Genomic DNA, 13,539 nt, shown 5'->3' with positions numbered 1-13,539 from the left:
GGCCGTTCCAGCTCAGGGAACGGTGTGTCCGGCCGCGGTGAAGATCCGGTACCACTCCTCGCGCGACAGCTCGACGTCCGAGCCTGCTGCCGAGTCCCGCACACGCTGCGGGTTCGTGGTGCCGAGGACGACCTGGAAGTGCGCGGGGTGGCGGGTGATCCACGCGACCGCGATGCCGGTCGGGGTGACCCCGTGTTGGGCGGCGATCTCCTGGAGCACGTCGTTCAGCTCGGCGTACTGCTCACGGTCGCCCAGGAAGACGCCGTCGAAGAAGCCCTTCTGGAACGGCGACCAGGCCTGCAGCGTGATGTCGTTGATGCGCGAGTAGTTGAGGATGTCGTTGTCGCGGTCGACCGACTGCTCGAGGCCGCCCATGTTCGCGGTCAGGCCCTGCGAGATCACGTTGGCGTGCGTGATGCTCAGCTGCACCTGGTTGAACGCGAGCGGCTGGCGGACGTGCTTCTTGAGCAGGTCGACCTGGCCGGGGGTGTGGTTCGAGACGCCGAAGTGGTGCACCTTGCCGGCGGCGTGCAGCTCGTCGAATGCCTTCGCGACCTCTTCCGGCTCGACCAGGGCGTCGGGGCGGTGCAGCAGCAGCACGTCGACGTACTCGGTCTGCAGTGCCTCGAGCGACTCGTGCACGGACTCGAGGATGTGCTCGTACGAGAAGTCGAAGTACGCGCCCTTCGGCGTCGGCCGGATGCCGACCTTGGTCTGCAGCACGATCTCGGCGCGTTCCGCGGGCGTCAGCGTGACGGCGGCGCCGAACCGCTCCTCGCAGCCGTGCCACTCGCCGTAGACCGCGGCGTGGTCGAACATGTTCACGCCCGCATCGCGCGAGGCGCTGTAGAGCGAACGGATGCCCTCGTCGCTCATGTCGTTGATCCGCATCAGTCCGACGACGACGTCGGAGGCGGTGAGGTCCGTCTGTGGCAACTCCAGTGTCTTCACGTCGTCGATCCTGCCAGCCGGTCCCCGGCACAGGCAGGCCCTGCCAGTACCTCAGGCGCGTTCGGGCAGCAGGACGGCGAGCACCTCGGAGCCGTCCGTCCACGTCCCGGTCAGCGTCTCGCCCTCGGGCAGGGCCGTACCGACGACCCGAGCGACGACGATCGTGCCGTGGTCGGTCGCGATCGACGTCACCGCACCCGTCGTCGCGTGCAACGAGGTGATCGTGGGGGAGTCGGGTTCGGAGCCGCTGCCGCTGGCCCAGGCGTCCTTCGGCCGCTGTCCGGCACCGTTGGCCAACTCGAGCTCCGCTTCGTGCCCGCCGGTGACGATCGCCCGGCGCAGCACGTCGGCGTGCACGGGATCGCCCACCGCGTCGTACACCCACCGTCGTCCGAGCACGGAGTGGTCCATTTCGGTCACCAGGAACGCGTCGGCACCCGGCAGCGGTGCGTCCCGGTAGGTCAGTGGCGCCTGCAGGACCCGGCCGCCGTCGGTGCGGACGAGCAGCACTTCGATGCCGACCTCGCCAGCGGGGTCGTCGAACCGGAACTGCCCGACGACCTCGAGCGGCGCTCCCGCGACGACGCCGCTCCACGCCTGGTCGGGGAGCCAGGCGGCGAGCGCCTCGGCCTTGGAGGGGCGGAGCGTTGCCTGCTCGATGACTGCCATGTCCTGACCGTACTGCCGCGCAGCACCGACATCCGGTCAGGGGGAGCCAGGCCCGTACGCTGGGCCGGTGCGTGACGACCTGCTGCCGATGCTCGCCTGCCCCGTGTGCGCCGAGCCCCTCGGCCGCGTCGACGGCGGCCAGGTCGGCTGCCCGAACGGTCACCGGTTCGACGAGGCGAAGCAGGGCCACCTGACCCTCCTGCCCGCGAAGCGCCGCGCACTCACCGCGGACACCCCGGAGATGGTGGACGCGCGGCTGCGGTTCCTGGGGCGCGGCCACTACGCGCCCGTCGAGCGGGCGCTCGCCGCGATCGTCGCGGACGCCACCGCGCCCGGCATCGTGCTCGACGTCGGTTCCGGCCCGGGGACCTACCTGGCGCATGCGCTGCGCGCGGCGGACGGGAGGCTCGGGGTCGCGCTCGACCTGTCGGCCGTCGCGATCCGGCGTGCGGCACGCGCCCACGAGCGCGCGGGGGCCGTCGTCGGTGACGTGACCGAGCGCCTCCCGGTCGTCGACGGCGCTGCCGCCGTCCTGCTCGACGTCTTCGCACCCCGCAACCAGACCGAGTACGCCCGCGTCCTGCACGCCGACGGCGTGCTCGTGGTGGTGACCCCGCGGACCGGCCACCTGGCGGAGCTCGCCGAGGCGACGATCAGCGTGGACCCGGAGAAGGAGCGCCGACTGCACGACTCCCTGACGCCGTCGTTCGCGCTGCGGTCCTCCGAGGACCTGATGTGGTCCATGGAGCTGTCGGCGGAGGACGTCCACGACGTCGTGCACATGGGGCCGAGCCACCACCACGTCTCGGCGGAGCAGGTGTTCGCGCCGACGAGCGTGACCGCGACCGTGACGGTCAGCACCTGGAGCCGCTCGGGCTGATCCTCCGACCGGGTCAGCGCTCGCCCACGTCCCGCGGACTGTCCTGTTCGGCCCGCCGACGGGCGGTGTGGGCTCGCCCGCGCACACGGTCGACGGCCATCCCGATCCGGGCGAGCAGGAGGACGACGCCCAGGCTCCCGGCTCCGATCGGCGTCACGAACAGCCCGAGGTCGGTGCCGGGCATCCGCCACCAGTCGATCGACCACGCGGCGACGAGCGCGAACCCGAGCAGGAGCGCGCCCGTCCACCACCACCGCCCGGGGACCCGGACGGTGCCGAGACCGGCGAGCACGAGGAGCGCCCAGCACCCCTCCGGCGCGAAGGACCGCGGGTCGCTCGTGCCGCAGGTGGACACCGCGCACTCCCACTCGACCTGGTCGGCCACGCCCGCGTACCAGTGGAACAGCAGCGCGGCAGCGACGACGGCGACGAGTGCGACCGGCGGCCCGATCCAGCGCCACACGCTGCCGAACCGGGAGCGGCGTCGGCGGGCGGCCACCCATCCGTGGCCGAGCTCGTAACCGGGCATCGGGCGGAACTCGGGCATGCCAGCACGCTATCGGCGGCTGGATTCCGTGGGGAAGTGGTTCACAAACGTCCGAGCGTCGGTGCGGGGCGGGACCATCCGGGCCGCACCGCCGCGTCACTCGGTCGGGGCCGCGACGTCGAGCTGCCAGACCACGCCGAAGCGGTCGCGCAGCTGCCCGGCCAACGGTGCCCAGGCCGAGGGTTCCAGGGGCTGCCGTACTTCGGCGCCCTCGGACAGTGCCGCCCAGTACCGCTCGATCTCGGCCGTGTCGTCGCCGTGCACGAACACGTAGAAGGCGTTCGATCCCTGGTCGTAGGGCTGCCCGGGCCAGACGTCGAAGGCCATGACGCGGAAGCCGGCGGCCGTGGAGACCTGCCCGAAGACGATGCGGTCCGCCCAGTCCGGGTCGTCCAGGGCGCCCATCTGGCCGTAGGTGGCGGCGGTGACCTCGCCGCCGAAGACCGATGCGTAGAAGTCGAGCGCCGCGCGGGCGTCGCCGTCGAAGTTGAGGTGGGTTGTCGTTTCGATGCTCATGGGACGAGGATCTCGGGCAATGCGGTCAGATCCTGTCCGCTTCTCGGACGAAGATGGACGCCATGGCCGGACCCTCCGCACGGATGCTCACGCTGCTCTCCCTGCTCCAGGTGCACCGCGACTGGCCGGGGGACGAGCTGGCCGGGCGGCTCGAGGTCAGTCCCCGTACGGTCCGCCGCGACGTCGATCGACTCCGTGGGCTCGGGTACCGGGTCGAGGCGCTCCGCGGACCGGCCGGCGGCTACCGGCTCGAGGCCGGCTCCGACCTGCCCCCGCTGCTCTTCGACGACGACCAGGCGGTGGCGATCGCCCTGGCGCTCGCCGTGGCACCGGCATCGGGGGCGGACGTCGCCGAGTCGGCGGCCCGCGCCCTGGCGACCGTCCGGCAGGTGATGCCCGCGCGACTGCGGTCCCGGGTCGACGCGGTGCAGGCCGTGACCGCGACGAGCCGGACCACCACCGACCCGGAGGTCCTGGTGGCGGTGAGCGAGGCCGTCCACCTGCACGAGGTCTTCCGCTTCGGGTACGGCGACGACGAGACCCCGCACCGGGTGGAACCGCACGCCGTCGTCGCCCGGAACGGTCGCTGGTACCTGCTCGACTGGGATGCCGCCCGCGACGAATGGCGCACGCACCGCATCGACCGGATCACGCCGCGGATGCGCACCCGCGTCCCCTTCACGCCACGTCCGATCCCCGGTGGCGATGCGGCCGCGTTCGTGTCCGCGCGGTTCAAGGGGTCGGCGGTCGACGACGTGTGGCCGTGCACCGGTTCGGTGACCACGACGGCGGACGATGCGCGGCGGATCGCGCCGTACCTGCCCGAGGACGCCGTGGTCGAGCAGCTCGAGGGCGACCGGGCCCGCGTCACCCTCGGGTCGTGGTCGTGGGACGGGCTCGCGGGCGTGGTGTCAGGATTTGCGGTCGACTTCGTCGTCGCGGGTCCGGAGGAGCTCGTCGAGGCCGTGGCAGACCTCGCTGACCGGTTGCGCACGGCCGGCACGCGTCGCCCAGCGTGATCAGTGGGGACCTGTCCAGAGCGCGTGGTCCAGCCAACCGCCGCCGACACCCATCGACGAGAGATCGAGGTGTTCGTTGCTCGGGAAGGCCCCGAGGAGAGCGGCCACGCGCTCGGCCCAGTCGTGGTCGGACGGGACCGACCTGAGCAGGTACGCCATCGCCGCCAAGGTGTTGTACGCACCGAACTGCTTCGGGGCATCGGTTCCCGAGAGATGTGCGAGGAGCGGTACCGCACCGGACCTCGGCCGTTTCGGGACCACGACCAACTTCCGGTTGAACAGACGCGCATGGTGTGCTGCGACGTTCCGGACGTAGTTGACCGAGGCGAGCCAGCTCAGCATCGTCTTCTTGGTCGGGACGCCGAACTCTCGGGCGATCCGGGTGGCGACGTCGTTCCGGAGACCGCCGTACAGCCGAGCGAGGTGTCCCAGTTCGAGGATTTCGGTGAGTGCCCAGATGGGCATCCGGTCGTCGTACTCGGTTCGGAAGTGTGCGACGAACTGTTCGTCAGAGGAATCCTGTCGGTCTCGCACTCGCTGCAGCCACGCCGTGTGTGCGCTGGAGCCATCCGGTGGGTCGGGCCGAGGTGCAGTGAACGCTCCGGTGTCCGGCTGCTGCGAACTCCGTCCCTGCTCGGTACCGGTCGTGGACCTCGCCGTGTCGGCGGCCGACCTCATCGGTGACCGATGACGATTCACGGAAGGGATAGAGGTATCCGGTGAGGCGGTAGTAGCCGACTTCGCGCAGCACCGATCCCGCGACGCCCCGATCACCGATGCGGACTCCCTTGGAAGCCAGCTTCTCGATCTGCTCACCGATCGAGAGCCACGGTTTCACGTACTCCATGCGCCCCCCGAGACAAGAAAATCGGCCCGAGCCGTGAGGCGAGCGGGCCGATCGTGATGCTGAAACCCTACCAGGATCCGCGTCACGGGATCGAGCGCTCTCCACAGGCGTTAGGAGCGTGCATGCGTCCGCCAGGGCGGCGTCAGGGATCCGTTAGGAGCGGCCTGGAGGCCCGGCGCAGGATCCAGCATCGGTTCGGCACCACAAGTGGTGCCGGTCCGCGTCACCCGGCGCGGACACCGCAGACCTTCTGGAGTCCCTCGTGTTCGACGTGTTCGTCGTCGCCGGTGTCCTCGCCGTGTTCGGCGTGGTGGCACTGATCGCCAAGGGGGTGGAACGGCTGTGATCGGCATCACCATCGCGGCCGCCGTCCTCGGCATCGCCGCTGTCGTGTACCTCGTCTGGGCGCTCGTGCGTCCGGAGCGCTTCTAGTGGGCGCCGCGGACCTCTGGGCGGGCATCGCCCAGGTCGCCACCCTCGTCCTGCTGCTCGTCGTCGCGTACCGCCCGCTCGGCGACTGGATGGCGAAGGTCTTCACGCCCGTCCGGCACAACCGGGTCGAGCGCGGGGTCTACCGGCTGATCGGCGTCGACCCGGACGCCGAGCAGTCCTGGCCCGTGTACCTGCGCGGCGTGCTGCTCTTCAGCGTCGCCGGGCTCCTGCTCGTCTACCTGCTGCAGCGCATCCAGGTCGTCCTGCCCGGCGACCTCGGACTGCCCGGTGTCGGACCCTCGCTCGCGTTCAACACCGCGGCGTCGTTCGTGTCGAACACGAACTGGCAGTCGTACTCGCCCGAGGTCACCCTCGGCTACACCGTGCAGATGGCCGGCCTCGCGGTGCAGAACTTCCTGTCCGCAGCCGTCGGCCTGGCGGTCGCCGTGGCGCTGGTGCGCGGGTTCGCCCGTCGCAAGTCCGGCACCCTCGGCAACGTGTGGGTGGACATCGTCCGCGGGCTCGGCCGGCTGCTGCTGCCCGGGGCGTTCGTCTTCGCGATCGTGCTCGTCGCCGGCGGGGTCGTCCAGTCGTGGGGGAGCGGCACCGACGTCACCACGCTCATCGGTGGCACGCAGCACATCCCCGGCGGGTTCGTCGCCTCGCAGGAGGCGATCAAGGAACTCGGCACGAACGGTGGCGGCTACTTCAACGCGAACTCGGCGCACCCGTTCGAGAACCCGCAGGCGTGGACGAACCTCGTCGAGATCTTCCTCATGCTCGTCATCCCGTTCTCGCTCCCGCGCACGTTCGGGCGGCTCGTCGGGGACGACCGCCAGGGCTACGCGATCCTCGCCGTGATGGGCGCGATCTTCCTCGTCTCGCTGTCGGTCATGTCGATCGCCGAGCTCGGCGGCGGCGGGATCGCCACACACGCCGCCGGGGCCGCGATGGAAGGCAAGGAGAGCCGCTTCGGCATCCTCGGTTCGACGCTCTTCTCGACCGCGACCACCTCGACGTCCACCGGCGCCGTCAACGCGATGCACGACAGCTACACCCCGATCGGCGGGATGATGGCGCTCGTCAACATGATGCTCGGCGAGGTCACCCCCGGCGGCGTCGGCTCCGGCCTGTACGGCATGCTCGTGCTCGCCGTCATCACGGTGTTCATCGGCGGCCTGCTCGTCGGCCGAACCCCGGAGTACCTCGGCAAGAAGATCCGCGCCAAGGAGATGACCTTCGCGGCGCTGTACATCCTCGTCACGCCGACGCTCGTGCTCCTGGCCACCGGGCTCTCGCTCGTGATCCCCGGGGTCCGCGAACAGGTGCTCGGGACGTCGATCTTCAACCCCGGCAACCACGGGCTGACCGAGCTGCTCTACGCCTTCACCTCGGGCGCGAACAACAACGGCTCGGCCTTCGGCGGACTCACCGCGAACACCACGTGGATGAACTCCTCGCTCGGCGTCGTGATGCTGCTCGGCCGCTTCGTGCCGATGGTGTTCGTCCTGGCGCTCGCCGGATCCCTCGCGGCGCAGGACCGGGTGCCGGAGACCGCCGGCACCCTGCCCACCCACCGCCCGCTCTTCATCGTGCTGCTCGGCGGCGTCGCCGTCATCGTCACCGCACTCACCTACTTCCCGGTGCTCGCACTGGGTCCGCTCGCAGAAGGACTGTCATGACCACCGTGACCTCCGAGCACGAGGCGACCACCGCCTCCAGGCCGGCCATCCGCTCGTCCGCATTCGGACCCCGCCAGCTGGTGGCGGGCCTCCCGGGCGCCCTGCGGAAACTCGATCCGCGACTCATGTGGCGGAACCCCGTCATGTTCATCGTCGAGGTCGGCGCGGCGCTGACGACGGCAGCCGCCGTCGTCGAGCCGTCCGCCTTCACGATCGCCATCGCCGTCTGGCTCTGGCTCACCGTCGTCTTCGCCAACCTGGCGGAGTCGGTGGCCGAGGGCCGCGGCAAGGCCCAGGCCGACACCCTGCGGAAGACCCGCTCGACCACGAGTGCCCGCCGGGTGCTCGGGTACGCGACGTCCGACGCGGCCGCGACCGGCAACGCGACCGAGGAGGTCGCTTCCGTCGACCTGGCCAAGGGCGACGTGGTCCTGGTCGTCGCGGGCGAGGTCATCCCGGGCGACGGTGACGTCATCGACGGCATCGCGTCGGTCGACGAGTCGGCCGTCACGGGTGAGTCGGCACCGGTCATCCGCGAGTCCGGCGGCGACCGCAGCGCCGTCACCGGCGGCACCCGCGTGCTGTCCGACCGGATCGTGGTGCGCATCACCTCGACCCCGGGCGAGACCTTCATCGACCGGATGATCCGTCTGGTCGAGGGTGCGGCACGGCAGAAGACGCCGAACGAGATCGCGCTGAACATCCTGCTCGCCTCGCTGTCGATCGTCTTCGTGATCGTCTGCCTGACGATGCAGCCCATCGCGGGGCTCGTCGGTGCGACGGTCAGCGTGCCGGTGCTCATCGCCCTGCTCGTCTGCCTCATCCCGACCACCATCGGGGCCCTGCTCTCCGCGATCGGCATCGCCGGCATGGACCGACTCGTGCAGCACAACGTGCTCGCGATGTCGGGCCGCGCGGTCGAGGCCGCCGGTGACATCACGACGCTGCTGCTCGACAAGACCGGCACGATCACCTACGGCAACCGCCGGGCATCCCGCGTGGTGCCCGTGCCGGGCGTGACGACCGCCGACCTGCTCGAAGCCGCAGCGCTGTCGAGTGCCGCGGACAGCACCCCGGAAGGACGCTCGATCGTCGACCTGGCGCGCGAGGACGGCGCCGCCGTGGGCCTGCCGGACGGGGCCGTCGAGGTGCCGTTCACGGCGCAGACGCGAATGTCCGGTCTCGACCTGCCCGACGGATCGCAGATCCGGAAGGGTGCCGCTGCGGCTGTGCTCGCATGGGCGGACACCACCGGAGCCGGTGTTGTTTCGGCCATCGACGCGACCGTCGCGGAGATCTCCGACCAGGGCGGCACACCGCTCGTCGTCGGCCGTCGGTCGTCGACCGGTGCGGTCACGCTGCTCGGCGTCGTGCACCTGAAGGACGTCGTCAAGGACGGCATGGCATCACGGTTCGCCGAGCTCCGGTCGATGGGCATCCGCACGGTGATGATCACCGGTGACAACCCCCGCACCGCGGCAGCCATCGCCCACGAGGCCGGCGTCGACGACTTCCTGGCCGAGGCCACCCCGGAGGACAAGCTCGCCTACATCAAGCGCGAGCAGGAGGGCGGCAACCTCGTCGCCATGACCGGTGACGGCACCAACGACGCCCCGGCCCTGGCCCAGGCGGACGTCGGCGTCGCGATGAACACCGGTACGACGGCGGCGAAGGAGGCGGGCAACATGGTCGACCTCGACTCCGACCCGACCAAGCTCATCGACGTCGTCCGCATCGGCAAGCAGCTGCTCATCACCCGCGGTGCCCTGACCACCTTCTCCATCGCCAACGACGTCGCGAAGTAGCTTCGCGATCATCCCGGCGATGTTCCAGGCCGCGTTCCCGGGCCTCGCGGCGCTCAACATCATGGGGCTGCACAGCCCGTCGTCCGCGATCCTGTCGGCGGTCGTCTTCAACGCGCTGGTCATCGTGGCGCTCATCCCGCTGTCCCTGCGTGGCGTCAAGTACCGCGCAGCCGCAGCGTCGTCGATCCTCGGCCGCAACCTGCTCGTCTACGGGCTGGGCGGCGTGGTCGTCCCCTTCATCGGCATCAAACTGATCGACCTCGTGGTCGGTCTCATCCCGGGGTTCTAGTCATGGCATCTGCACGTTCCACCTTCCGTTCCGCCGGTGTGGCGATCCGCCTCACCCTCGTCGCCACCGTCGTCCTCGGCGTCGGGTACCCGCTCGCCGTCTGGGGCGTCGGCCAGGCGGCGTTCCACGACCAGGCCAACGGCTCGATGGTCACGGACTCGTCCGGCAAGGTCGTCGGTTCCTCGTTGATCGGGCAGTCGTTCACCGGGAAGCAGGCCGACCGCTGGTTCCAGTCGCGGCCGTCCGCCGCCGGGGACGGCTACGACGCGGGGGCGTCCTCCGGCTCGAACCTCGGGCCGAACAACGCCGACCTGCTCAAGGCCGTCGAGGAGCGTCGTGCCGCCCTGGCGAAGGCCGACGGGGTCCCCGCCGCACAGGTGCCGGCCGACGCCGTGACCGCCTCGGGCTCGGGGCTCGACCCGGACATCAGCCCGGAGTACGCACGCCAGCAGGTGGCGCGCGTGGCATCGGCACGGGGGTTGTCCGTCGCCACCGTGCGGCAGCTCGTGCAGTCGCACACCGATTCGCGGCAGCTCGGGTTCCTCGGTGAGCCCGTGGTGAACGTGCTCGCGCTGAACCTGGCGCTGGCGAAGGCGTCCTGAGCGTGGGCGACCCCTCCGCAAGACACCGGTGCTCGCGCGTCGAACACTCGCAGACCGCGGTGCGACAGGTGAACACCGGTGTTTTGCGGAGACCGACCCCCGCACGCGAGAGGATGAGCACGTGAAGCGCGGGAAGCTGCGGGTCCTGCTCGGTGCAGCGCCCGGTGTCGGCAAGACCTACACGATGCTCGAAGAGGGGCGTCGGCTGCTCGACGAGGGTCGCGACGTGGTCGTCGCCGTCGTCGAGACGCACGAGCGCGCCGCCACCGCGGCCCTGGTGAACGGGCTCGAGGTGGTGCCCCGCCGCACCGTCTCGCACCGCGGCGTCGACCTGGACGACCTCGACCTCGACGCTGTCATCGCCCGGGCACCCGAGGTCGCGCTCGTCGACGAACTCGCCCACACGAACGCCCCCGGCAGCCCGAACGAGAAGCGCTGGCAGGACGTCGAAGCGCTGCGGGACGCCGGCATCGACGTCATCTCGACGGTCAACGTGCAGCACATGCAGTCCCTCGGCGACGTGGTCCGCGAGATCACCGGCACCGTGCAGCGCGAGACCGTCCCCGACGCCGTGGTGCGCGCGGCCGACCAGATCGAGGTCGTCGACCTGGCCCCGGCAGCGCTGCGCGAACGGCTCTCCGACGGGCTCGTCTACCCGGCGGCCCGGATCGACGCCGCGCTGTCGAACTACTTCCGCCTCGGCAACCTCACCGCCCTGCGCGAGATCGCCCTGCTCTGGCTCGCGGACGAGGTCGACGACGCGCTCAAGGCCTACCGCGCCGAGCACGGCATCGAACACCGCTGGGAGACCCGGGAGCGCGTGCTCGTCGCCCTGACCGGCGGCCCCGAGGGCGAGACCCTGCTGCGCCGCGGCGCCCGCATCGCCGCCCGCAGCGCCGGCGGCGAGCTCGCCGCCGTCCACGTGACCACGAACGACGGCCTGCGGGTGCGGCACCCCGGCGCGCTCGGCAAGCAGCGGACCCTGCTCGAGCAACTCGGTGGGACGTACCACCAGGTCGTCGGCGACGACGTACCGAGCACCCTGGTGCGGTTCGCACGGTCGATCGACGCCACCCAGATCGTGATCGGGGTCAGCCGCCGCAGCCGGCTCGCGGCCGCCATGACCGGTCCGGGCATCGGCAACACCGTCATCCGGGAGTCCGGCGACATCGACGTGCACGTCGTCACGCACGAGCGGGCCGGCGGCGGGATCACCCTGCCGAAGCTCGGGGGCAGTCTGTCCCGCGGACGCGTGATCGCCGGGTTCGTGCTGTCGGTCCTGGTCGGCCCGCTGCTCACCTGGGTGCTGTCGATCGGCAGCGACCCGGACGCCATCACCGTCGACGTGCTGGCGTACCAGCTGCTCGTGCTCGTCGTGGCGCTCGTGGGCGGGATGTGGCCGGCGGTGTTCGCGGCCGTGCTGTCCGGGCTGAGTCTCGACTACTTCTTCGTGCAACCCCTCTACATGGTGACGGTCCAGCAGCCGTGGCACCTGTTCGCGCTGGTCATGTACGTCATCAGCGCGGTGCTGGTCAGCTTCGTGGTCGACCGGTCCGCCCGCCGGTCACGTGCCGCCCGTCGGGCCTCGGCCGAGTCCGGGCTCCTGATGGGCATCGCCGGCAGTGTGCTCCGTGGTGACGACGCCCTGCAGGCGCTGCTCGACCGCACCCGTGAGGCCTTCGGCTTCGCCGGCGTCCGGATCCGCCAGGGCGACGAGGTGCCGGCGACCTCCGGCGAGTTCGGTGCGACGCCGGACGCGTCGACGACGCTCGCTTCCGGCGCCGTGCTCGAGTTCGCCGGCGCACCCGACGACCCGACCCAGCGCCGCCTGCTGCGGGTCGTCGAGCAGCAGCTCGACGCCGCCGTCGAGCACCGCGAGCTGACCCGCACGGCCGTCGGTGCCGAACGCATCGCCGCCGCCGACCGGGTTCGCAGCGCACTGCTCGCGGCCGTCGGCCACGACGTGCGCCGACCGATCGCAGCGGCCTCCGCCGCCGTGCAGACGCTGCGTGCGCCCGACATCGACCTGTCCGGACCCGACCGGGAGGCGCTGCTCGCGACCGCCGACGAGAGCCTCGGTCAGCTGGCGGTGCTGTTGGCAGACCTGTTGGACGTCAGCCGCGTGCAGGCCGGTGTCCTCGCGGTCACCCCGGCGTCGATCGCACTCGAGACGGTGGTCGCCCCCGCACTCGACGAGCTCGAGCTCGGCCCCGACGACGTCGACCTCGACCTGCCCGCCGACCTGCCGCCGGTGCTCGCCGACCCCGTCCTGCTGCAGCGCGTCGTCGTGAACCTGCTCGCCAACGCCGCCCGGTACGCCCCGGACGGCACCCACGTCCGGGTCGCCGCCAGCGCCTTCGCCGGCGTGGTCGAACTCCGCGTCGCCGACCACGGCCCCGGGATCCCCGCGGACCGCCGCGACGAGGTGTTCCAGCCGTTCCAGCGGCTCGGCGACACCGACAACGAGACCGGCCTCGGGCTCGGCCTGGCTCTGGCGCGCGGGTTCACCGAGGGCATGGGCGGCACGATCGAGGTCGACGACACCCCGGGCGGTGGCCTCACCGTCGTGGTGCGGCTGCCGATCGCCGGGCACGTGGGAGTGGAGATCCGATGAAGGTCCTGATCGCTGACGACGACGCGCAGCTCGTCCGTGCGCTGTCGGTGACGCTCTCGGCGCGTGGGTACGACGTCGTCACGGCTCGGGACGGGCGCGAGGCGATCGACGCCGTCATCACCGAGCGCCCCGATCTGGTGCTCCTCGACCTCGGCATGCCCCGACTCGACGGCATCGGGGTGCTCGAGGGCGTCCGGGCCTGGTCGCAGGTGCCCGTCCTGGTGCTCTCCGGCCGGACCGACTCGTCGGACAAGGTCGACGCGCTCGACGCCGGCGCCGACGACTACGTGACGAAGCCGTTCCAGATGGACGAGCTCCTCGCCCGGCTGCGGGCACTCGGACGACGCCGGGTGGTGGCGACGGAGGAGACCCCGACGATCGCGATCGGACCGCTGCTCGTGGACCTCGTCGCGAAGCAGGTCACCCCGGCCGAGGGTCCGGCGATCCGCCTGACGCCCACCGAGTGGCGCCTGCTCGAGGTCCTGGTCACGAACCCCGACCGGCTGATGACCCGCGAGATGCTGTTGACCGAGGTCTGGGGGCCGACGCACGGCAACGACTCCGGGTACCTGCGCCTCTACATGGCCCAGCTGCGGCGGAAGCTCGAGCCCGACCCCGCGCACCCGCGCTTCCTGGTGACGGAGTCCGGCATGGGGTACCGCTTCGCCCCCGGAGCGTAGGAACCC

At 71.2% G+C, this 13,539-nt stretch carries 13 protein-coding genes and 1 pseudogene; 8 read left to right on the top strand and 6 right to left on the bottom strand.

The genetic code is table 11. The features are described 5' to 3' along the window. Nucleotides 1–12 precede the first annotated feature (12 nt). Nucleotides 13–951 carry an aldo/keto reductase gene (locus MXD64_RS17170; RefSeq protein ID WP_263136860.1) on the bottom strand — a complete coding sequence of 313 codons (939 nt, stop codon included), beginning with the start codon at nucleotides 949–951 and terminating at the stop codon, nucleotides 13–15. A 51-nt stretch (nucleotides 952–1,002) separates the two neighbouring features. After that, nucleotides 1,003–1,620, bottom strand: coding sequence for a CG0192-related protein (locus MXD64_RS17165; RefSeq protein ID WP_263136859.1), 618 nt, complete (start codon nucleotides 1,618–1,620; stop codon nucleotides 1,003–1,005). Nucleotides 1,621–1,687: 67 nt separating this feature from the next. Between MXD64_RS17165 and MXD64_RS17160 the strand changes: the two genes are divergently transcribed. After that, on the top strand, nucleotides 1,688–2,500 hold the full coding sequence (locus MXD64_RS17160; protein WP_017887935.1) for a putative RNA methyltransferase: 813 nt from the start codon (nucleotides 1,688–1,690) through the stop codon (nucleotides 2,498–2,500). Between the two features lie 13 nt (nucleotides 2,501–2,513). On the opposite strand, the gene MXD64_RS17155 is transcribed toward MXD64_RS17160, so the two are convergent. Both MXD64_RS17155 and MXD64_RS17150 read right to left on the bottom strand, forming a co-directional pair. Further along, on the bottom strand, nucleotides 2,514–3,047 hold the full coding sequence (locus tag MXD64_RS17155) for a hypothetical protein (RefSeq protein WP_263136857.1): 534 nt from the start codon (nucleotides 3,045–3,047) through the stop codon (nucleotides 2,514–2,516). A 96-nt stretch (nucleotides 3,048–3,143) separates the two neighbouring features. Continuing rightward, nucleotides 3,144–3,563, bottom strand: a complete 420-nt coding sequence (locus MXD64_RS17150) for a VOC family protein (RefSeq protein WP_017887937.1) — start codon at nucleotides 3,561–3,563, stop codon at nucleotides 3,144–3,146. A 62-nt stretch (nucleotides 3,564–3,625) separates the two neighbouring features. Between MXD64_RS17150 and MXD64_RS17145 the strand changes: the two genes are divergently transcribed. Next, nucleotides 3,626–4,582, top strand: a complete 957-nt coding sequence (locus MXD64_RS17145; RefSeq protein ID WP_263136856.1) for a helix-turn-helix transcriptional regulator — start codon at nucleotides 3,626–3,628, stop codon at nucleotides 4,580–4,582. Here the strand turns inward: MXD64_RS17145 and MXD64_RS17140 are convergent, their stop codons facing one another. Both MXD64_RS17140 and MXD64_RS17135 read right to left on the bottom strand, forming a co-directional pair. Continuing rightward, the gene (locus tag MXD64_RS17140) at nucleotides 4,583–5,116 is read right to left on the bottom strand and encodes an Abi family protein (RefSeq protein WP_263136855.1); all 534 of its coding nucleotides are present in this window, start codon (nucleotides 5,114–5,116) and stop codon (nucleotides 4,583–4,585) included. After that, entirely contained in the window at nucleotides 5,091–5,429 is a 339-nt protein-coding gene (locus MXD64_RS17135; protein WP_228500774.1) for a hypothetical protein, read from the bottom strand. Before MXD64_RS17135 ends, MXD64_RS17140 begins: the two co-directional genes overlap by 26 nt. A gap of 342 nt (nucleotides 5,430–5,771) precedes the next feature. Between MXD64_RS17135 and MXD64_RS17130 the strand changes: the two genes are divergently transcribed. The 6 genes and pseudogenes from MXD64_RS17130 to MXD64_RS17105 all read left to right on the top strand — a co-directional run bounded on the left by MXD64_RS17130 (nucleotide 5,772) and on the right by MXD64_RS17105 (nucleotide 13,533). Further along, on the top strand, nucleotides 5,772–5,861 hold the full coding sequence (locus MXD64_RS17130) for a potassium-transporting ATPase subunit F (RefSeq protein WP_017887940.1): 90 nt from the start codon (nucleotides 5,772–5,774) through the stop codon (nucleotides 5,859–5,861). After that, nucleotides 5,861–7,543, top strand: coding sequence for a potassium-transporting ATPase subunit KdpA (kdpA, locus tag MXD64_RS17125; RefSeq protein WP_056072128.1), 1,683 nt, complete (start codon nucleotides 5,861–5,863; stop codon nucleotides 7,541–7,543). The genes MXD64_RS17130 and kdpA overlap by 1 nt, the downstream gene beginning before the upstream one ends. Then, nucleotides 7,540–9,637 (top strand): annotated as a pseudogene (gene kdpB, locus MXD64_RS17120) (potassium-transporting ATPase subunit KdpB). Before kdpA ends, kdpB begins: the two are co-directional and overlap by 4 nt. Nucleotides 9,638–9,639: 2 nt before the next feature. Further along, entirely contained in the window at nucleotides 9,640–10,239 is a 600-nt protein-coding gene (gene kdpC, locus MXD64_RS17115) for a K(+)-transporting ATPase subunit C (protein ID WP_263136854.1), read from the top strand. A 121-nt stretch (nucleotides 10,240–10,360) separates the two neighbouring features. Continuing rightward, nucleotides 10,361–12,853 (top strand): ATP-binding protein, encoded by a 2,493-nt coding sequence (locus MXD64_RS17110; RefSeq protein WP_017887944.1) that lies wholly within the window; start codon nucleotides 10,361–10,363, stop codon nucleotides 12,851–12,853. Further along, a complete protein-coding gene (locus MXD64_RS17105) occupies nucleotides 12,850–13,533 on the top strand; it encodes a response regulator (protein ID WP_017887945.1) in 684 nt (227 codons plus the stop codon). Before MXD64_RS17110 ends, MXD64_RS17105 begins: the two co-directional genes overlap by 4 nt. Nucleotides 13,534–13,539 lie beyond the last annotated feature (6 nt).

The sequence above is a fragment of the Curtobacterium sp. Arg-1 genome (genome assembly GCF_025643395.1).
GTDB lineage: Bacteria > Actinomycetota > Actinomycetes > Actinomycetales > Microbacteriaceae > Curtobacterium > Curtobacterium poinsettiae.
This window is presented reverse-complemented; position numbering and strand designations above follow the sequence as displayed.